Consider the following 21,088-nt stretch of genomic DNA (forward strand, 5'->3'; position numbering starts at 1 on the left):
TAACGTGCTAGTCACCATCTGAATTTCGTTAGATCTCTTTCTAGTAACCTGCGCGGTCCCCGCACTTTGTCTAAACGATATTACACCGAGAACCTGGCAAAAACCATTCCCTGTAGTTCGCGTAGTGTTCGCAGGCTTAGGATTAGTTCGTCTTTTTGTCTGGTCGACATGGTGGCGAATGATAGGACGGAGCTGCCGCCGTTCTTCCCCCATCTTTGCCTGATATAAAGGTCGAGCACGTGGCTGAAGGCTTCTTTGAGGTCTTCTGTGAATCCTTCGGTGAAGATCCCCTTCTCTTTTAAACTAGCGATTTTCTCCAGTGGTGTTCCCGGGATTCCTCCATAATATAGCGATAGGATTTGCAGGCTATGGTGGAAGGGAAACAAGATTTCTTTTTTCATATCAATGCTTTTTCTGCCGAGCTTGAACAATGCGCGGATCGGTTCGTCCAGCGTCGGGATTTCCTGCTCCTTTTCCGCCTGGACCATGCGATACAGGAAGATTTTAGAACGGTCGAGCAGCTCGGTAATTTTCGCTTCGAATTCCTCGTTCAGTTGTTCGCTCCCAGCAGCGAATCGATAGGAAAAAAAGTTCTGCGCGAGCAGCAGGTTTTCATTCGTGGACTGCAGCATCCACTTCCTGACGCGATCCTGCCATTGCAGCAGCGTCCCTCTCCACTGCTCTTCACTCGACATCATCAAGCCTTTGCAGCGAGCGTAGCCGGCTGACTCCAGCCTTGCAGTGATCTCTGCTCCTAATTTTTCAAAGTAGCCATGTTCACTCGTTTCCCCGTACACAAGGAAATGATCCTGATCCGTCAGCATGAACTGTTCACCGCGGCCGGCAGAACCCATTAAATAAAAAGCAAAAGGAACTGGTGGCTCAAATCCTTTCTCGCGGAGTGCCGCAAGAGATAATTCGACTGCTCTCCCTATTAACCGATCGTATAATTTCGTAATGATATCGAGCAATGCTATAGACGGTACATGGTCTCGTAACAGTGTTTCGGTAATTTCATAGATTGCTGCCTTGATCTCAGGGAGGCTCGTTTCATCAGCTTCCTCGATCTTCTTTATTGTCCTCATCATGCTGTCGTTCTTTTTTCGAAGCAAATCGGTAAGTGTAATAACCCCGGAAATTTCTCCGTCATCGACCACAGGCAGATGCTTGATTCCGTTCAGCAAAATTTCCGATAGGGCATCGTAATAGTAAGCGAACCTGGAGATTGTCACTGGATTCTCTGTCATTACAAGCCTTGATGGCCCGTCAAAAGATACCCCCTTCGAAACCACCCGCCCTACAATATCCCGTTCGGTGATGATTCCTTTCAAGTCTCCATCTTCTACAACCAGCACCGAACTGGTTTTATTCCCAACCATCCGCTGTGCCGCTTCCTGAATGCTGGTGGCAGGAGAAACAGACGCTACCTTATCACTCATTAAATCCTGGACCCTCGCTAAAATCGTCTCTCCCTCGCCAATTCCCTTTGCCATTTTCACCTGCTCCGCAAGTGATCCATAAACATCTTTCAGCCTGATCGAAACCTGGGACAGCAGGTAATCATGGACATCCTGATCATCCCATCTTTTTGCTAGGACGGCAAAAGGTATCAACAGTGCCTGAACATCGTCTACAGACCTGACCTCGACATTGGCCTGCGGTTTATCGGCACTCGAGAATCCGAGGAATTCTGCCAGACTTGAAAACCCTACAATTTCACCTTTTCGGATGACTTCAAGGACTTCTTCCTGGCCGGCGGCATTTTTCACAAACACCTCGGCAATTCCCTGTAAAATCAATAAAAGGCCCTGGCGTGGTGTGTCCGCCTTGAGCATCATTTCTCTTTTGCCATAGGTAAGTGCTTCGCATTCCTCGACAAGGGAAAGGGCCATGCGTTCATCCACCCCCACGAACAGGGGATGGAACTGCACAGCCTTCCAAATTTCCTTATTAAGCTTTTGTTGCATCGTCATTCATCCAAACTTCGCCGTTCTTATATGTCATCTGTTCAGGATAGCGAAGGTCGAGTACTTCCTCCTGAATTTTTTGCGATGGAGCCGGAGTCGCAAGCGATACAATGACGTTAGCAAGGATTGCAGCTGTTGCGCCGAATACCCCAGCACCGGTATCGATGATGCCAAGAATCGTGAATCCGCCGTACTTTGCCGCGAAAATGTATCCGAGTGTCACAGCAAGACCAACGAGCATACCGGCGATGACACCTTGTGAATTCGAACGCTTCCACCATACACCAAGGATCAGGGCTGGGAAGAACGTTCCGCTTGCGAGCGCGAAGGCCCATGCAACGATTTGCGTAATTGCACCCGGAGGATCCAGGGCAACAAGACCAGCTAATACTGTAGCAACAACAATTGAAATACGAGCCACATTCAGGCGGGTTTTTTCCGTTGCATTTGGCTTCATGACACGATAGTAAATATCATGTGCAAAAGCGGAAGAAATCGCAATCATCAAGCCGCCGGCTGTAGAAAGAGCTGCGGCCATAGCGCCTGCCGCTACAAGGCCGATGACGAATACACCAAGGTTGGCGATCTCAGGTGTCGCCATAACGACGATATCATTAGAGATGATCAATTCACTCCACTGAAGGACTCCATCACCATTTCCATCGGCAACTTGAAGCTTTCCTGTATCAACCCAGGATTTCGTCCAGGCAGGAAGTTCGCTGATTTTGCTGCCGGCAACCTTTGTCATCAGAATAAAGCGCGAGAATGCTGCATACGCAGGGGCAGACAGATAAAGCAAGCCAATGAAAAGAAGTGCCCATGCACCTGACCAGCGAGCAGCCTTCATCGTTGAAACGGTATAGAAACGGACGATTACGTGCGGAAGCCCCGCCGTACCAGCCATCAATGTAAACATCAGGGCAAGGAACTGCCACTTAGTGCCGTTCGTGAATGGCGCGAAGTATTCAGAAATGCCTAGTTCACGGTCAAGTTCACCCATTTTTCCGACCAGCTCACCATAAGAAAGCCACGGAAGCGCGCTGTTCGTAAGCTGCAATGACATGAAAATAACCGGAATCAAATACGCAATGATCAAAATGATATACTGGGCAACCTGTGTCCAGGTGATTCCCTTCATACCACCAAAGGCAGCATATGTTGCGATCAGTACCACACCGATCATCGTGCCAAGCTTCGCATCGATTTCGAACAGTCGCCCGATAACCACGCCGGAACCGGAAAGCTGCCCAATCGAATAAGTGAAGCTGATGATGATCGTGGAGATCGCCGCGATGACGCGTGCAGTATGGCTGTTGTATCGGTCCCCGATAAACTCAGGAACCGTGTAGCGGCCGTACTTCCTTAGCTGTGGCGCAAGCAGGAAGGTCAGCAGCAAATATCCGCCCGTCCAGCCCATGATATAAGCAAGGCCATCATAGCCGAGCAGCATGATCGTACCCGCTAGTCCGATAAAGGAAGCGGCACTCATCCAGTCAGCGCCAATCGCCATCCCGTTGAAAATTGGCGGGACGCCGCGGCTGGCAACATAGAAATCAGACGTCTGCTTAGCCGTATTGAAAACCGCAATCCCGATATACAAACCAAATGTAGCTAAAATAATAGATAATGAGACCAAGAATTGTGTATCCAAAGTTCTCCCCCTTATTCAAACGCTCTTTTTTTCTTCACCCGTGGTTTAGTGATCCAGGCTCTTTCCTTCGCTCAAACGGACATTTTTCTCCTCATCGATTCCATACTTTTTGTCAATTCCATCGCTAACTTTGGCGTTGACAAACAGAAGGATAATGAATGTGACTATCGCTCCCTGTGCTCCCATGAAATAGTGGAACGGGAATCCCCCGATCGAAATCTCACTTAGCGGTTCGGCGATCATCACGGCACCAAATGAAACAAGGAACCAGATGATGAAATAGATAATGATGTTACGGGTTCTTTCACGAAAATACGCGTCAGCAACTGACTTATCAATTTTCTTCACATTTACACCCCTTTGGTTTTGCTAATCCCCTTTGTTTAATCCTTTATGAATAGACGAACACAGCTTAACAATAAAAAACTTTCCCACTCCCTTTTTTATAGATTTGAATATATGAACCTTGCGCCAGGCAAGGTTGATACCTATTAGAAAAGCGCAAGCGCCTTGGTCAGCCCCGACAAGCGCTGGAGGGCCTGAAAGTGAAGTCGTTTTTTGACTTCATTGGCAGGATCGAAGCGTCTCGAGGGGGTAGGCGCTGTAGCTAGACACTAAAATAAGTTATAAATTTATACATTTTAATAATTCGAAATCGGGATCTTGATGGATTAACTAAGGCTGAAGATGAATTTCACAGTTTCGAAAAATGGAGCCGGGACCATGATGATTTGGATGAGGAAATAGAGAAATATGCTTAGGAACGGGACTGCCAGGTAGATTAACTTGTTTTTTTTCAAACCCATGAAAAGGCTAATGCCGGTAATCACCAGCAGGCCTATTAAAATAATCACAATGATTCCTCCTGTGCAAGAAAATTTGCATATATATGAATAAATATTTATTTAACTAAATCTTTAGAAAATTTAATTTTATTATCCATATAATGTCCAGGCAGGTCAATACGTTATTTCTAAAAAATGTAATCGTTTTCTATGTCGATATTTTTCCGGTCGTGGAAAAAATGTTAGTAATGGTAAGGTTTTACGGGGATATAAGCCAGATGAGTTTGTCGAAAAAAAAATTTAGCTGGTGCGGTATATTTCCCATAGTTTTGTATCGTTTGTAATGATTTTACAGAATAGTAAAAGGAACACTCGCCATCGAGTGTTCCTTCATTAGAATAGGCTCTTTTCTCAAACTTTGTTGCTATTAACTACATGAACTATGTTTCTTCGCAAAGTAGATTCCTGTTAGGAGAAAAGAGCATGCGATCTACAAAATGGCTTTATATTACGTTAAAATCGGCTTTAGGATCTTAACAACAACCTTTACGCACACAACCTTGAATATATTTACCAGCAGGCAATTGCGCCGTCGGTCCTCATTTCCGTTCCGCCGGTCAGCACGCCGGTTTCTGGATTGCGGACGATGACCTGTCCGCGGCCGAAGCTTCCGCCATCATATGCTACCTTCATCTGATGCCCGCGGGCTGCGAGTTCCTTCACGATATGATTCGGGAAGTTGTGCTCCACTTCGATTTGCTTGCCTTCGATCCATTGCCAGCGCGGTGCATCAAGCGCGGCCTGAGGATTCAAGCCAAAGTCAATCATATTCATCGCCACCTGAACATGCCCCTGTGGCTGCATATAGCCGCCCATCACACCGAATGGACCAACTGCCTGGCCATCCTTTGTAATGAAGCCTGGAATGATCGTATGGTATGTCTTCTTGCCCGGCGCAAGTGCGTTCGCATGATTGGGGTCTAGTGAAAAATCATGCCCACGGTTTTGCAAGCCAATCCCTGTCCCGGGAACAACAACTCCTGAACCGAAGCCCATGTAGTTGCTCTGGATGAATGAAACCATGTTGCCTTCTCCATCCGCCGTGGACAAATAAACTGTTCCGCCCTTTGGGAGCTGACCAGGTTCCGGCATTCTTGCTTCATTATTAATTTTAGCTCGGGCGTCTTCACCGTACTTCTCAGATAGAAGGTCCGCTACCTTCGCCTGCATTGTTTTAGGGTCAGTCACATATTCCTTACCATCCGTGAAGGCCTGCTTCATTGCTTCAAGCTGAAGGTGGACACCGTTTACGTCATCACGGTGGGTAAACTCATAACCTTTTAAAATATTCAATGCCATCAAGGCAACGATTCCCTGCCCGTTCGGCGGGATTTCCCAAACCTCATGACCGCGGTATGAAACAGAAATCGGCTCTACCCATTCTGGATGATAGTTTTCGAGATCGGTTTTACTCAGGAAAGCACCCGCTTTTTCAGACGCGTCTGCGATCTTCTCCGCCAAAGCACCTCTATAAAAACTCTCGCCATTCGTTTCCGCGATTTCCTGGAGTGTGTTCGCATGGTCCTCCGATTTCCACATCTCTCCGGCCTCAGGAGCCTTGCCATCAGGAGCGAACACCCGGAACCACTCCTCGTACTCCTCGCCCTGGAAGCGAGTCTTGTAAGCATTGTAAGCACCCTTCCAGTATTTTGCGAGAATAGGAGTCAGCGGATACCCGTTGCGCGCATAATCAATCGCTGGCTGCAGTACCTCAGTAAGAGGCAAACGCCCGAATTTTTTTGACAGCTCTGCCCATGCTGATGGTGCTCCCGGGACTGTAACCGGAATCCAGCCATGTGAAGGCATTTTTTCATGGCCAAGCTCTTTCACTTTCTCAATCGAAATCGATTGTGGCGCAGGACCACTCGCATTCAAGCCATACAGCTTATCTTTTACCCAAACAAGCGCGAACGCGTCGCCACCGATTCCGTTAGAAGTCGGCTCAACAACCGTCAGACAAGCCGCTGTAGCAATCGCTGCATCAATCGCATTGCCTCCCCTTTTTAAAATATCAAGCCCAGCTTGCGCAGCAAGCGGCTGAGACGTAGCAACCATCCCATTAAGAGCCACCGTCGCCATCCGCTGGGAAGGATAAGGATATGTATTCAAAGACATTCAGATTCCCCCAATATATTTTCGTCTTACGAAATATTATAACAAAATAGCTGAAAATTCTAAATAAAAAATATCAGTAAAAAAGCCCGGCCTGATTCGGCCGGACTTTCCTACATTCCACTCTGCAGTCTTAGTTCATAAAATCCCTTCACTCTTGTCACGACGTCTTTTGAACCGGAATCTTCGATCATCATCGCAACGATCATGTCGGTGGATTTGGGGTTATAGGCGACAAACCATCCGAGTTCCCTTCCTTTATCGCCTTGTTTTTCTTTGATTTCTGCTGTGCCCGTTTTACCGGCGAGCGGATAGTTGGCGATCAGTCCATTGTGGGCGGTTCCTTTAGGGTCGGTAATGACCTTTGTCAGCATATTGCTTAGAGCCGCTGCATTTTCGGGGCTGACCACGCCTTCCTGCCAAACCTGTCCCTGCTCATCCTCCATATTCAAAATCGGTTTAATAAGGTTGCCCTCGTTGACGATTGGTGAATAAGTGGTTGCAAGATGAAGGATATTCATTTCAACCTGCCCTTGACCATAAGCAGAGTCCGCCAGTCTGATTTCGCTGTCTATTTTACCGATTTGCGATGGCTCGATTGGGTAGAGATATTCTGGCTGGTCTTCAAAGCCGAATTTCTTCAGGCCCTCTGTAAAAGTATCCTGGCCCATTCCGAGTGCAGCCTGGGCGAAGTAAATGTTATCTGAATAGATCAACGCTTTTTCAAGATTGATACTGCCTTTGACGTCTGAATATCTAGTGACTTTGTATTTGCCCCACGAAGCGTCTTTTTGCCACTGTTTCTCGTTAATTTCAAAAGCTGTATCCAGCTGGAGCTTGCCACTCTCAAGACCGATTGCAGCAGTAATTGGCTTGATCACCGATCCAGGCACATAAGTCAGTTTGAATCTATTAAGCGTCGGCTTAAGTGGGTCATCCTCTAGTATTTTCCGCTTGTTTTGCGAGATTCCGAGCGTCATTTCATTCGGGTCAAACCCTGGCGCACTGACCAATGCCAGTGTCTCACCTGATGTTGGATTGATTGCCGATGCGGTACCTGCTTTTCCTTTTAACTGATCGTATAACTGCTGCTGGGCCACAACATCGATCGTCAGCTGAACGTCCTCTCCGTTTTTGACAGGCTTTTCTGCAAGTGTCTTAACTGTGCCGTCTTCTTTTACAATGGAAATCCTGACTCCGTTTGTTCCTTTTAGCTTTTCTTCAAGAACCTGTTCAAGGCCCCTGCGGCCAATCAGGTCGGTTGCTGTGTATCCTTTTCCCTCCAGCTTTTCGAGATCATCTGCAAGAATTGGGCCGACGTAACCAATCAAGTGGGACAAAGCCTCTCCATATGGATACTCTCGTGCCCCTACCATCTGGCTGGTCACTCCATCGAGCGCAAACAATTTTTCATGAAGTCCTTTATCTGTCTTCGAAACTTTTTTCAACGGCACAAAGAGATCAGGTTTTACCCAGCCTGCATTCATCGCCTTGTTGATGCTTTCCTCGGACATATCAAGCAGTTCGGAAAGCTTCGCGATTGTCTGCTCTTTTGGATCTCCCAATTTGCCAGGGACTACTCCGACCTGGACAGCTGTCCCGTTGATTGCGAGTCCATTACCTGCGCGGTCAAGGATGCTGCCACGTTCTGCCTGAACATTCTTGAAGCTGATTTTATCTCCTGCTTCAAGATCGGGAAAAATATAAGTTGTGTTCCAATCGACATACCAATTTGTTTCTTTTTCACGTTCTTCTTTTACAAGAGTAGCATTGTGGTCGAATTCGATCGGACCAGCAGCACTATTCATTTTTGCTGAAAAAGGAAGTTCTGCATTTTCTTCATGTTCCTGCTCTTCCTCAGGCTGTTTATAGCTGACCTTTAGCTGGTTGATCTCTAAATCTTTGTAAATTTTATTATAGCGAGAGACGAAATCTTCCTTGGTTATCGACTCCTTCGCTTGCTCTGATAAAAATCCATACATTTCTTCAAACTTCTGGTCGTTCCAAAGTTTTACGTACTGGGAAAACCGTTCTTCGGGGGTCGGTTCTTTGCTGCAGCCGGAAATTAATGCGGCGATGAAGACCGATAAAAGTATAAATAGTGCCCGTTTCATATGTATCCCTCCTCTTGTCTGATTTTACCATAGAATTACCAAATAGATAAGTTTGGTGTATTCCTTATTAATCCAATAAAAAAACCCGCCTTTATACCAAGGCGGATTTCAGAATTTTATTTTTTATTAAGAGTTGCTTGAAGTATCAGAGTCAGTTGAAGAGTCTTTGTCTTTATCTTCTCCTGCGTCCTTATCTTCGTCTTTTTTATCAGAGCCGCCTTCAGCAGGCTTGTCTTCCGCTGGAGTTGTGCCTTCAGCATCTTCCTCTGAGCTTCCTTCCACATCTTCCTCGGCAGCATCTTCAGACTTGCCTGCATCTGCATCAGAAGAAGCTTTCTCTTCTGTCACATTTGCATCCTGCAATGCGCTTAGAGGCTTGTTGAAAAACTCATGCGGATTGACTGGTACATTGTCCTTGCGGATTTCAAAGTGTACATGGTTGCCAGCCTTTTCATTGATCAGGCTTGTTCCGGATTTAGCAATGACTTGTCCTTGCTCAACCTGGTCGCCAACCTTAACTTGGTAGTCTTTAACCGACTGATATTGTGTTACAATACCTTTGTCATGCTCGATTTCGATAACATTTCCAAGCACTGCATCTTCCATGACATTAGTGACAGTACCGCTTAGTGATGCGATTACATCAAATTCCTTGCCATCTTTTGAAGCAATGTCTAACCCAGTGTTCGGATGGTACGTATTATCATAGAACACTAGAGCTGCTTCTTGCTCAGCCGCGTCGCCGTCATTGTCATAGAATCCCATTTGGATGACAGCATCGTCTTCATTCACCACTGGCATTACAAAGTTCTCCATCGAGCGGTTAACTTCAACTGCTGGCTGATCATTCATCTTTTTGCCAGGCATGTCAGTCGCTTTGTACTCGGACTGATCAATGTTTTCGGTTCCGCTGTTTTGATACCATAGGACACCAGTTAGAATGATTGCGGCACTAGCAATATAAACTGTTGGATACACCCACCGCTTCTTGAAAAAGCTGTTCTTGCTTTTGTCTTGAGAAGATCTTTTTTCTTCCTCTCTCATTTTCATCACCTCAGCAATCAGTTTGAACAGAAGCGAAAAAATATATACATAGAGTTGAAAAAATTTTTACTACTTATTTTTCGACAAAGGTGCAGATTTTATGCAAAAAAGTTTTTGGGATGGTAGAAGTCTTGGTTTTTAGGGATTTCACTATAGTCTGGGACATGCTTTAACTGCTGGCCAACACAGTTGCGCCTATCTTCCTTTCGAGTTATTGCTTAGAATTTTATTTGCCATCCCGTTCGTGTTACTACTATAAAGTGAGGTATCACCATGAAAAAGTTATTAGTATGGTTTTTACGCTTTCTTCCGCTGTTCTATATGGCGGCAATCTGGATCATGTCCAGCAACCCTGCAAATGCATTGGTCGAGCTGCCGAATCAGGGTGTCGATCGTTTTATAAAAGAATCGCTCCATCTCGTTGAGTTCGGGATCCTGTATGTGCTGCTCGTCGTGGCTGCCTTGACGACCGGGCGCTTCACACCGGTGTTGAGCTTTGCATTCATGGGCGTGGCGATCCTTTACGGACTGCTGGACGAGATCCATCAAAGCTTTGTCCCGTACCGATCCGCAACACTGATTGATTTTATAAAAGACGTAATTGGGGTTTTGGCGGCATCGCACTTCATCCACCATGCATACTTCAGCGGCAAGTTTGTGAGGCTTGGGAGGGTTTTGCGTCGGATTGAGAAGAGAGTTCGGGTATTATAGCTGGATTTATTTTAAAGCTGGATATTAGTTACGGTTTTTTAGGGGTTGGCCTTGTGATTGGGGCTGGCTTTTTGTGTTTTAGCGAAGTTTTAACTTCAACCGGAGATAAAATGAGCTTAACCGGAGATAAACTCCGCTCAATCGGAGATAAAATTTCTGCAACTGGAGATATATTCGCTGCAACCGGAGATATAATTTAAAACTAGTTATTCGGACATAAAAAATTCATATTAAAACAGGTATATCAGCAGGTATTTTCCATGACATTAAAGAATTCATATAAAAACTAATAAGGAAGTGACCAATTTGATTGAAAAAGAAAGAACCTATCCCATTCGGCTTCTCATGTATGAGGCATTAATGGAAAGAATCTTACCAAATCATCCTAAACTCTCATTTATTGAACAAGATTACAAAGCATGGCGTGCTGGTTATAAGGGCGAATTGCAAACGGATTACCGCCTGAGTTTTTTACCCGAAAAAGGGTTCCATATCTTTCGGGATTTACGCCTTCAAGATGAAAAATGGCATTTCCAGATTGATACCCTCATTCTAACTCTTCGTTATATCCTTCTAATTGAAACAAAAGCCTATTCCGGCACCCTTTTCTTCGACAAGCATTCCGAACAAATGATTCAAACAAAGGATGGTCAAGAAAAATCATACGATAATCCAATTAACCAGGTTCGAATGCAAGTCTGGCATTTGAAAAGATGGCTGCAGAACCATAAATTCAATGTCCCTCCCATATACCATCTTGTAGCCATCAGTAATTCCTCTACTATTATCAAGGTAAGTGACCGCTCCCTGAATAACTTAATAGTAAAAGGAGATGTATTATTAAAACGCGTTCTTAAGATAGACGATACCACTCCAAATCCTAGTTTTACTGATAAAGAAGTAAAAAAGTTATCAAAATCACTTCTTAAGAATCATTCTCCACTCTACCCTGACATTCTTAAACAATATTCACTTACCCCAAACGACCTTCAAAAAGGTGTTCAATGCCCATCTTGTTTAACATATGGCATGTATCGGGAAAAATGGTTTTGGCGTTGTCCTGTTTGTGAGCATAAATCCAAAACGGCTCACCATAAAACTGTAAAAGAATTTTTCCTCCTTATTAGTCCTACTATTAAAAATCAGATGTGCAGAGAGCTTTGCCCCGGTGTATCATCCAAGACGATCACTAACATTTTAATCTCTTTGAGCCTCCCCTTCACAGGCACCAACAAGGGCCGCATCTATCACATGCCTCCAGACATCGAAACGTTCTTCAATCCCGCGAAAAAATAACAGTTACCTAAACCAATCCCATTCGCGCTAAAAAGCCAGGGTGCTCTTCACCCTGGCCTCGTAATTATCCTTTATTTTTTCGCCGTAACCTTCGTCAGCATGCTATCAGCCTCGCTGATCTCAACGCCTTTGTAGTAGTGCTTGACGATGTCCTGGTAGGTCTTGCCTTCGGTGGCCATGCCGTTGGCTCCGTATTGGCTCATGCCGACGCCGTGGCCGAAGCCTTCGGTGGTGATGACGACATTGCTGCCTTTTAGTTCCCAGGTGAAGTCGCTGGAGCGGAGTTTTAGCTTCTCACGTACTTCCTTCCCTGTGAGGACTTTGCCGCCGATATCGATTTTCGCAACGCGGTTGCCTGATGTTCTCGAGATGACTTTGCCAATCTCCGAAGTGTTCGGCAGCTTGACGCCAAGCTTTGACTCCACCTCAGCTACGGTCATGACTGTCTGGCTGCGGAACTTCGGTGACTCAAGATCCCACGGACTTTCGACGCTGCGCAGGTACGGCAGGGAATTTGACCAGTATTCTTCTGAGTTCTCGGTAAAGCCGTTCGATGTTGAGAAGAATGTGGCATCGATTGGTGCACCGTCAAATGTGAGGACCTGGCCATCAGTGGCCTTCACAGCTTCAGCGATCTTCTTGATCTTCCATTTGTAGTCGACGCCCCATTGCTTTTTCAATTCTTCTTTATTTTTAAATACCTGGTGGATTTCTGTATCATTCAACTGCGCGCCTTCAGGTACACCAACTTTATTTGGGCTCAGCATTTGTTTTACATAATAAGTCCTTGCTGACAGCGCCTGTGCCTTCAACGCCTCTAGCTCAAACTCAGCGGGCATTTCAGCAGCAACAACGCCTATCAAGTATTCATCAAGCGGAAGCTTCTCTGTCTTTGACAACGCTGTCCGGTAAACGGCTACCTCAACAGCCGAGTCTGCTGTAGGGACCGCGGCAACATCTTTTGCCTCACTTTGCAGTTCTTCCCCAAGCTTTCCGCCTGCCTTATCTTCCATAAAAGGGAGGACCAGCAAGGATGGGATCAGGAGAGTGACGGCGAATAGAATTGCAGCTAGTACGATGAGTGGTTTGAATTTTAACATAGAAAAAGCCTCCATTATGAAATTAATCCGGTCGAAAACCGTCTCAATTCATTCATATGGAGGCAGACAAGCTTTTATGACAGAAATCGAAAATGCATATTGTACTGTCGAAAGTCTCATAATAAGTCGGGCAAATCTAATTCGCGAAATTGGACAAAATTTTCGGGCTCAATCCGCCCACTTAAAATCAAAAAACCGCAGAACTATACATTAAAGCACAATTCTCCGGTTCATTGAGTAGTTATATTTATGCGTTCATGTCTGAAACTAATTTATCAGTTACTGGCTGCTCTTCTACTTCGCTGATGCGTTCGATGTCTGCGCCAAGTGCTGCTAGCTTTTGGTGGAAGTTCACATAGCCGCGATCCAGGTGATATAGCTCTGTTACGCGGGTCATTCCATCTGCTACAAGCCCAGTCAGGATCAGTGATGCTGCGGCACGCAGGTCAGTTGCTGCCACTTCTGCTCCCTGAAGGTTGGATGGTCCGTTCATGATGACAGAGCGGCCATCGATTTTGATGTTTGCGTTCATGCGGCGGAATTCTTCCACGTGCATGAAGCGGTTTTCGAAAACAGTTTCAGTGATCATGCTTGTGCCCTGAGCACGCAATAGCAATGCCATCATCTGGGATTGCATATCTGTCGGGAAACCAGGGTGCGGCATCGTCTTGATGTCGACTGCTTTCAATTTTTCAGGTCCGATGACACGAAGACCTTCTTCTTCTTCAATGATGGTAACGCCCATTTCTTCCATCTTCGCTACTAATGAAGAAAGATGCTCTGGTACAGCGCCTTTTACAAGCACGTTTCCGCCAGTGATGGCAGAAGCAACCATGAATGTTCCTGCTTCGATTCGGTCAGGAATGATGTTGTGGTCAGCACCAAACAGTACTTCAACACCTTCAATCTTGATTGTGCCAGTTCCAGCGCCTTTTACCTTCGCTCCCATTTTGTTCAGGAAGTTTGCAAGGTCGACGATTTCTGGTTCTTTTGCAACGTTTTCGATGACTGTTGTTCCTTTTGCAAGGACAGCCGCCATCATAATGTTTTCCGTAGCACCAACGCTAGGGAAATCAAGGTATATTTTAGCTCCGTGCAAACCATTGACTGCTTCGGCTTCGATAAAACCGTTGCCTACCTTGACTGTAGCACCCATCGCTTCAAAGCCTTTAAGGTGCTGGTCGATAGGACGGGAACCGATTGCGCAACCGCCTGGCAATGCTACGCGAGCACGGCCATTCCTGGCAAGCAGGGATCCCATTACTAATACAGAAGCACGCATTTTACGAACATACTCAAAAGGTGCTTCTATTTTTAACTCTCTGGATGCATCTACTGTAATCGTGTTATTTTCAAACTCCACTACGGCGTTTAAAGAACGTAATACTTCGTTGATGGTATATACATCGGAGAGAGTTGGCACATCACGAATTACGCTTTTTCCGTCACTTGCTAATAATGTTGCAGCGATAACAGGCAAGACGGCATTCTTAGCTCCTTCAACCTTTACAGAACCGCTTAGCCTTTGTCCGCCGCGGACGATGATTTTTTCCAAGTGTATTCCCCTCCGCGTCCAATTTCTCTATATTAATATTCAATCGTAATGATGGGTGTGCCAACTACGAGGGTAGTCTTTGCGCCCAATCGATCAGTTTTCCGTAATCCAAGCTGCATATTCATCTCATGGTCATTGCTCAAAGAGTTGTCGAACAAAGGTGAAACGGCGGATGTGGAAATAAATGAGTCTTCTTCCAATCCTTCGACTTCCTCTGCTTGAAAAGCCTTTAGCAATTTAGTTTTATAAACAGGTAAAGCCGATTTTATCTTATCATTGATTTCGCCTTCAATACAAGAGAAAGTTGTGGCATTCCCTCGAAAAATGTCAAATATTCTGCCTGGTAAATTTTTGTTTAAAAAGGTTTCTGTATTTTTATTCCAGTGCTGACCTCTGACCTCATACATCACATACGTATGTATCGGCCCGTTTGTGTCCGTAGAAACAATTTTAATTTTTTCCTGCATCTCAGAAGAATTCGAAACAGCTATGAGTTCTCCATTGCGCTGGGTCCATGTCCAGTCCGGAAGCTGGACCTTCAATTCTTTTACCAAATCTTCGACATTTTCCTCTTCCAATGTTTCCCTTGCATATATAGACCAACCAGTGATCAAAATATTTTCGTCCTGCAAAACTGCGGCCAGAGTTTTTATTTCATGTTCAGCGTCAGCTACAGTCGTCTTATTCCCAGCTTGAAGCACAATAAAACCAATAATGCCAAAAATTGATAAAATAAATGGAATCTTCTTCATATGTCTTTCACTCTCCCCTTATTACCATTCTTACCAGGAGAGCAAATCGCATACTTGGGAATTCTCGTCACTTTTTGACATCATTCTATGTACCAACTTTGCCGGGTGTTCATTGATTGTGAAAAAACAAACATGCTTACGCAAAAAACAAGCACAAAGACAATAATACTCAAGTTTTCACGTTTTGGAAACATGTATGAAGACCTAATTTTTTACCAATTTGTTTAGAAATAACAGCAGATGGGCTAAAAGTCCAAAACACTAGCAGACTTTTATCACTTTGTATGTTTTGAACTGTAAAAGTTTAAAAAAATCGTAAAAACCCAAGTGCCGGTTTTACTCTTATTGAGAAAGCAATATTGTTTACGAAAAGAGCCTTACTGAAAAATCATCGGAAGCTGCTGTGACCATTGGAGGTAATCAAGGAAGAAATTACTTACTGTGGATCCCAGTGCGATGGAAGCTAGAATATATAAAACTCGGGCTTGAAGAACATGGTTTGCCCGAAGCAGCTTATCAAATTGGAGTGCTTGCAGAGCCCACCATGAAATGGCGATAAAAACAAGATGTGTCAGAATGCTGGTCAGCGCGAAGCCGCCAAAACCTGTAATCATAAACGGTCCCCCCTTACCATGTCTATTTTAACATAAACTAGATGATTACCTGTTATTTTAGACGTTTCAGAAACCGGAAAGTTTCATGTGACCGTCATTCTTGTTTTCCTCTTTTCACGGGCACATTTTTCCCTTTCTTGTGACCGTCATTTTTCTTTTCATCTTCTGACGGGCACATGTTTCTCTTTCTTGTGACCGTCATTCTTGTTTTCCCCTCTTTTGAAAGACCCAGGTAAAGTAAAATACTGGCCTGCAATCATTGCAGGCCAGCTGAATTTACCCCTTTGTTTCCATGAATTGATTTTCCCCAAAATCGAAACATGTTTCGTGCTTTGTTCTTACTTCCCAGTTAGTGAAGTGATAATCTACCTCATGAAGTCCACGAACTGATTGAAGTTCGTGTGCATGAAGTCGATTGCCAGGTTTGGCATGACTCCAAACAGGATCGTTCCGATTACTGTGATCAGGATGACGGCTGTTGTTCCTGCTGGCAGCTGGATTTTTTCGTCGCTTGCTGCCGGGCGGAAGAACATTTGCGTCATGACTCCGAAATAGTAGAAGTAGGATACGACTGTTGTCGCAATCATGATCGATACAAGAACGTAATGTGCCTGATCGACCATCAATGCGCCCATGAAGATGTTCAGCTTACCGATGAAGCCTGCTGTACCAGGGATTCCTGCGAGTGACAGGATGAAGATTCCCATTCCCACTGCCAAAAGCGGCGAGCGGCGGTAGAGGCCTGCGAAGTGGCTAATATCTTCTGTGCCAGTTTTCATTGTGATCAATTGAATGATGGCAAATGCGCCAAGATTCATCAATACGTAAGCGAGCATGTAGAACCAGATCGCATCGAAGGTCACGAATGACATGGCTGTCAGGGCGACGAGGATGTAACCGGCATGAGCGATACTCGAGTATGCGAACATGCGCTTGATGTTGCGCTGCCTTAAGGCGACGACGTTACCAATGATCATCGTTGCTCCCGCAAGGAATGCGATGTAATCCTGTACTGCAAACAACAGTGGAATTGGCTGTGCATCTTCCTGTGCCACTGGAATATATCCAAAAATGGATAACAGGATACGCAGGATGATGACGAATCCAGCTGTTTTCGAGACGACGCTCAGGAACGCAGTCACAGGAGTTGGTGCTCCCTCGTATACATCTGGTGCCCACATATGGAATGGAGCGGATGCCAGCTTGAATGACAGGCCGACAAAAATCATGAAGAATGCCAGTCCAAGAATGTAAATGTGCTGAGGGTCACTCAGACCTCCAAAGACTTGAGCGATTCCTTTTAAATTGGTTGTTCCGGCGATTCCGTACACATAGCTCATACCGAACAATGTAATCGCAGAAGAAATTCCGCCGTTCAGGACGTATTTCATTGCTGATTCATTTGATTTCAGGTTGCGCTTGCGCATACCTGCAAGGACATAAGAAGGAATCGACAGCAATTCAAGGCCGACGAACAGTGTGATCAAGTCGCCGCTTGATGCCATGAACATCGTACCAAGCAAGGCAGTGAGGAACAGGTAGAAGAATTCTCCCTTATACTCCTCAAGACCATCATTCGTCCTGTAGTCGATTGCCAAAAGCATGACAAGTGCTGCTCCCAGAAGGAGGATCAGCTTGAAGGCGATTGCGAAAGAATCCAATCGGAATGTATCGTATAAAATCGATGTGGTTTCGGTACCAATCAGCGAAACCAGTGAAATCAGCGCCAGCACCACACCTACAAAGCCGGCCCAGCCAAGAACTTTCCGGTCGACATGCTTTGGCATGAATAAATCAGCGACTGATAAAATTGCAATAACACCAAGGATGATGAATTCCGGAGTCATCGTCCCCCAATCAAATGATAGAAGTGTATCTAGATCCATCCTTCATCACCCCCCTATTCCCATCAAGATAGTCTCTAATGTTGCCTGAAGCGGTTCACTAAGAACAGCTGGATATACACCAATCAGGACGATCAAGCCGATAAGCACTAACACTGGAGCCCATTCAAATGAGCGGATGTCTGTTACTCCGACGAATTCACGTTCTGCATTGCCATACGTGATGGCCAGGACTGCTCGCAGCAGGTAAACGGCTGTCATGATGATGCCGATTGTACCGACCGCTGCAAGGACTGGCATTTCTTCGAATAGTCCAAGGAATGCCATGAATTCACTGACGAATCCTGACATGCCAGGCAATCCAAGCGATGCCATCGCGCCTGCTAGCAAGAAGCCTGATGCAAGCGGCATTCCTTTTGCCATGCCGCCCAAGTTGGCAAGCGTTGTCGTATGGGTGCGCTCATAAAGAACTCCAACAAGGAAGAACAATAGAGCTGAAATCAAGCCGTGTGATACGACCTGGAAAATGGCACCTTGAATTCCTGCTTCATTTAATGCTCCAAGTCCGATTAAAACGATCCCCATATGGGAAATAGAAGAGTAAGCAAGGACCATTTTGAAATCTGTTTGGATAAAAGCAAGGAACGCTCCGTATAAAAGGTTAATTACACCTAATACCGCAAGCAGGACTGCTAATTCCGCAAATTGTTCAGGGAAAATCCCCATCCCGAAGCGGATTAAACCGAATGCACCGATCTTCAAGAGGATCCCTGAGTGAATCATGACGATGGATGGCGGCGCTTCAACGTGGACGCGCAGCATCCAGCTGTGCAGCGGGAAGATTGGCAGCTTGACACCGAATGCGACAAGCAATGCAATCAATAATCCCATTTTCAATGACTCAGAAACCGGCGCGAACATTGGCGTGTTTTCTGTGTTCATCATGACTGACAGCATTTCGATATTTGAAGTGCCTGTTCTTGAGAACAATACCATGATGACAATCAGGAGGATTGCTGAGCCAAGTCCGTTATAAATCAAGAAGCTGTAAGCAGCCTTTTCTTTTTCATAATAGCCCCATTTCCCAATCAGGAAGAACATTGGAATCAAGGTTATTTCGAAGAAAAGGAAGAACAGGATTAAGTTTTGTGATGTGAATACTCCCAGCATCCCGATTTCGAGAAGCAAGAACAGCATGTAGTAGCCTTTCCATTCTTTTTTGATATGGAAGGAAGCGACTGCTGCGAGTGTCGCAATCACAGCTGTTAGCACCACCATGATCAAACCGAAGCCATCGATGCCAAGCTCGTAGTTTACCGAGAACAAGCCTTGTTGCTCAGCACCCTGGCCGCCGAATTGGATCCAGCGGAATTTTTCCGAAAAATTGGCGAGATCATTGCCGCCGCGATACGAAAAGTATGCGATCAGCGCAAGGATCAATGACGGCAGTGTTGCCAATACGCCAAGCATTTTGATGCCTGATTCATTCGCCTTTGGCATGAAGGCCAAAAGCAGGATTCCTAGTAAAGGGGAGAATACCAGCAAGGTAAGGAAATAATTGAAATCCATTATAAATACCCCCCTGTTAACGCATAGATGACAATCAGGACTGCAAGGCCGACAAAGGCGATTGTACCGTAAGTCTGTACCTGGCCGTTCTGGATTTTCGCACCTGTTTTACCAAGTGTCTGGACGGCAGCAGTTGTCAGTTTCACAAGGCCTTCAACAAGGAAGAGCTCGATGAAGCGAAGGAACAAGCTGACAGCTCTCGTACCAAACACGATGCTCTGATTATAAATCTCATCAATATAGTACTTATTTTTCACGATGCCATAGGCAAGTGGCGCTCTGCTTGACAGCCAGTCGCGTGAAATTGACTTCTTGCTGTACATCATCCATGCAAGCAGGATGCCGAGCAAGGAGACAACTGTAGCGACAATCATGATCCAGCCCGGACCTTCAATATGTCCGTGGCCAAGTGCTTCATTGCCTTCGACGAGCCAGTCGCCAAGGAATGTGCCGAACCAAGGTGTATTGACATAACCAGCAACGACTGCAAGCACAGCCAAAACTACCATAGGCATTGTCATGACGGAAGGCGATTCATGGACGTTCTTCATTTCGCTTCGTGCTTCACCGGAGAAGACCATGAAGAACAGGCGGAACATGTAGAATGCTGTGAAGAACGCCGCGATCACTGCCAGCCAGAACAAAGGGTAATTGCCATGAGCCCATGCAGCAATCAAAATTTCATCTTTACTGAAAAAGCCTGAGAACAATGGGACACCACTGATTGCCAGCGTTCCGATCAAGAACAAAGGACCAGTGAACGTAAGCTTTTTCCAAAGCCCGCCCATTTTTTCAATATCCTGAGTATGTACAGCATGGATGACGCTACCTGCTGCAAGGAATAACAATGCTTTAAAGAACGCGTGAGTCATCAAGTGGAATACTCCGGCAACATAACCGGCAGATCCTAATGCAAGCATCATGTAGCCAAGCTGGCTGACAGTCGAGAATGCAAGCACTCGTTTGATGTCAGTCTGGACAAGGCCGATTGTTGCCGCGAAAATCGCTGTGAAGGCACCGATGATTGCAACCGTCAGCATGGCTGTCTCACTCGCATTGAATAGCGGGAACAACGAAGCGACCAAATAAACACCGGCCGCAACCATTGTCGCTGCGTGGATTAACGCAGAAACTGGCGTCGGACCTTCCATCGCGTCAGGAAGCCATGTGTGAAGCGGGAACTGACCTGATTTACCAACCGCACCGATGAAGATCAGGATTGCAGTCAGGGTAATCATCGTTCCGGAAATCGCGCCTTCTTCAACCGCAGCGAAGATTTCATCATATTCGAAGCTGCCAGTTTCCCAGAATAACAGAATCATCCCGATCAACAGCCCGACATCCCCGATACGGGTCATGATGAAGGCTTTTTTTGCAGCCGCTTTGGCGCTTTCTTTGTAAAAATAGAATCCGATCAACAGGAATGAACCTACACCGACTAATTCCCAGAAAATATATGTCTGTAAAAGATTCGGCGAGATTACAAGACCAAGCATTGCAAAAGTAAATAGTCCTAGATAAGCATAGAAAACCGGGAAGCGCTCATCACCATGCATATACCCTTTTGAATAGGTATGCACAAGGAAGCTGACAAGAGACACGATCACCAGCATCAATGCGTTTAATTGATTTACTTCAAAGCCCGCAGTTAGTTCCAGATTCCCTATTGTCAGCCATACGGCTTCAGCTTTGAATGTAGACTCCGAAAAGCGCTCGATCAGCACAAGGATGGAGTATACAAGAGAGGCAAGCGTCGCAAGGATGCCCACGAATGCGCTCGCTTCTTTAAGCTTTTTACCGAACAGCAGAAGGAATAGAAAGGATACAAGCGGGAACAGCGGAATGAGCCAAGCATTCTCCATTAATATCACAATCCCCTTTTTTGAACGTGCGCTATCTATCATATATACGCCC

General features: G+C 45.6%; 17 protein-coding genes. 3 read left to right on the plus strand and 14 right to left on the minus strand.

The features are described from left to right. Positions 1–80: 80 nt before the first annotated feature. The 7 genes from CD004_RS21075 to CD004_RS21105 all read right to left on the minus strand — a co-directional run bounded on the left by CD004_RS21075 (position 81) and on the right by CD004_RS21105 (position 9,733). On the minus strand, positions 81–1,967 hold the full coding sequence (locus tag CD004_RS21075) for a DUF294 nucleotidyltransferase-like domain-containing protein (protein WP_102264557.1): 1,887 nt from the start codon (positions 1,965–1,967) through the stop codon (positions 81–83). Next, a complete protein-coding gene (locus CD004_RS21080) occupies positions 1,951–3,618 on the minus strand; it encodes a sodium:solute symporter family protein (protein ID WP_102264558.1) in 1,668 nt (555 codons plus the stop codon). Before CD004_RS21080 ends, CD004_RS21075 begins: the two co-directional genes overlap by 17 nt. Positions 3,619–3,663: 45 nt before the next feature. Continuing rightward, positions 3,664–3,966, minus strand: a complete 303-nt coding sequence (locus CD004_RS21085) for a DUF4212 domain-containing protein (RefSeq protein WP_102264559.1) — start codon at positions 3,964–3,966, stop codon at positions 3,664–3,666. A gap of 323 nt (positions 3,967–4,289) precedes the next feature. Further along, positions 4,290–4,472 (minus strand): hypothetical protein, encoded by a 183-nt coding sequence (locus CD004_RS21090; RefSeq protein WP_102264560.1) that lies wholly within the window; start codon positions 4,470–4,472, stop codon positions 4,290–4,292. Between the two features lie 501 nt (positions 4,473–4,973). Beyond that, the gene (gene ggt, locus CD004_RS21095) at positions 4,974–6,578 is read right to left on the minus strand and encodes a gamma-glutamyltransferase (RefSeq protein WP_102264561.1); all 1,605 of its coding nucleotides are present in this window, start codon (positions 6,576–6,578) and stop codon (positions 4,974–4,976) included. A 110-nt stretch (positions 6,579–6,688) separates the two neighbouring features. After that, positions 6,689–8,689: a penicillin-binding transpeptidase domain-containing protein gene (locus CD004_RS21100; protein ID WP_102264562.1), complete on the minus strand. Its 2,001-nt coding sequence runs from the start codon at positions 8,687–8,689 to the stop codon at positions 6,689–6,691. Between the two features lie 126 nt (positions 8,690–8,815). Then, positions 8,816–9,733, minus strand: coding sequence for a stage II sporulation protein SpoIIQ (locus CD004_RS21105; protein ID WP_102264563.1), 918 nt, complete (start codon positions 9,731–9,733; stop codon positions 8,816–8,818). A 273-nt stretch (positions 9,734–10,006) separates the two neighbouring features. On the opposite strand from CD004_RS21105, the gene CD004_RS21110 reads away from it, so the two are divergent. The 3 genes from CD004_RS21110 (at position 10,007) to CD004_RS21115 (ending at position 11,740) form a co-directional block, all read left to right on the plus strand. Continuing rightward, positions 10,007–10,444 carry a VanZ family protein gene (locus CD004_RS21110; RefSeq protein ID WP_102264564.1) on the plus strand — a complete coding sequence of 146 codons (438 nt, stop codon included), beginning with the start codon at positions 10,007–10,009 and terminating at the stop codon, positions 10,442–10,444. A 53-nt stretch (positions 10,445–10,497) separates the two neighbouring features. Next, positions 10,498–10,644 (plus strand): hypothetical protein, encoded by a 147-nt coding sequence (locus CD004_RS23940; RefSeq protein WP_158651618.1) that lies wholly within the window; start codon positions 10,498–10,500, stop codon positions 10,642–10,644. A gap of 106 nt (positions 10,645–10,750) precedes the next feature. Next, positions 10,751–11,740 (plus strand): nuclease-related domain-containing protein, encoded by a 990-nt coding sequence (locus CD004_RS21115; protein WP_102264565.1) that lies wholly within the window; start codon positions 10,751–10,753, stop codon positions 11,738–11,740. Between the two features lie 71 nt (positions 11,741–11,811). Here CD004_RS21115 and spoIID read toward each other — a convergent pair whose 3' ends face one another. The 7 genes from spoIID to nuoL form a co-directional block, all read right to left on the minus strand. Then, on the minus strand, positions 11,812–12,840 hold the full coding sequence (gene spoIID, locus CD004_RS21120) for a stage II sporulation protein D (RefSeq protein WP_102264566.1): 1,029 nt from the start codon (positions 12,838–12,840) through the stop codon (positions 11,812–11,814). Between the two features lie 247 nt (positions 12,841–13,087). After that, positions 13,088–14,395 carry a UDP-N-acetylglucosamine 1-carboxyvinyltransferase gene (murA, locus tag CD004_RS21125; protein WP_102264567.1) on the minus strand — a complete coding sequence of 436 codons (1,308 nt, stop codon included), beginning with the start codon at positions 14,393–14,395 and terminating at the stop codon, positions 13,088–13,090. A 32-nt stretch (positions 14,396–14,427) separates the two neighbouring features. Next, positions 14,428–15,147 carry a YwmB family TATA-box binding protein gene (locus tag CD004_RS21130; protein WP_102264568.1) on the minus strand — a complete coding sequence of 240 codons (720 nt, stop codon included), beginning with the start codon at positions 15,145–15,147 and terminating at the stop codon, positions 14,428–14,430. A gap of 377 nt (positions 15,148–15,524) precedes the next feature. Continuing rightward, on the minus strand, positions 15,525–15,761 hold the full coding sequence (locus CD004_RS21135) for a DUF1146 family protein (RefSeq protein WP_102264569.1): 237 nt from the start codon (positions 15,759–15,761) through the stop codon (positions 15,525–15,527). 365 nt (positions 15,762–16,126) lie between these two features. Then, entirely contained in the window at positions 16,127–17,647 is a 1,521-nt protein-coding gene (gene nuoN, locus CD004_RS21140) for an NADH-quinone oxidoreductase subunit NuoN (RefSeq protein WP_102264570.1), read from the minus strand. A 6-nt stretch (positions 17,648–17,653) separates the two neighbouring features. After that, a complete protein-coding gene (locus tag CD004_RS21145) occupies positions 17,654–19,174 on the minus strand; it encodes an NADH-quinone oxidoreductase subunit M (RefSeq protein WP_102264571.1) in 1,521 nt (506 codons plus the stop codon). Further along, the gene (gene nuoL, locus CD004_RS21150) at positions 19,174–21,036 is read right to left on the minus strand and encodes an NADH-quinone oxidoreductase subunit L (protein WP_170030009.1); all 1,863 of its coding nucleotides are present in this window, start codon (positions 21,034–21,036) and stop codon (positions 19,174–19,176) included. The genes CD004_RS21145 and nuoL overlap by 1 nt, the downstream gene beginning before the upstream one ends. Positions 21,037–21,088: the final 52 nt, after the last annotated feature.

It is taken from the genome of Mesobacillus jeotgali (genome assembly GCF_002874535.1).
Classification (GTDB): Bacteria; Bacillota; Bacilli; order Bacillales; family Cytobacillaceae; genus Mesobacillus; species Mesobacillus jeotgali.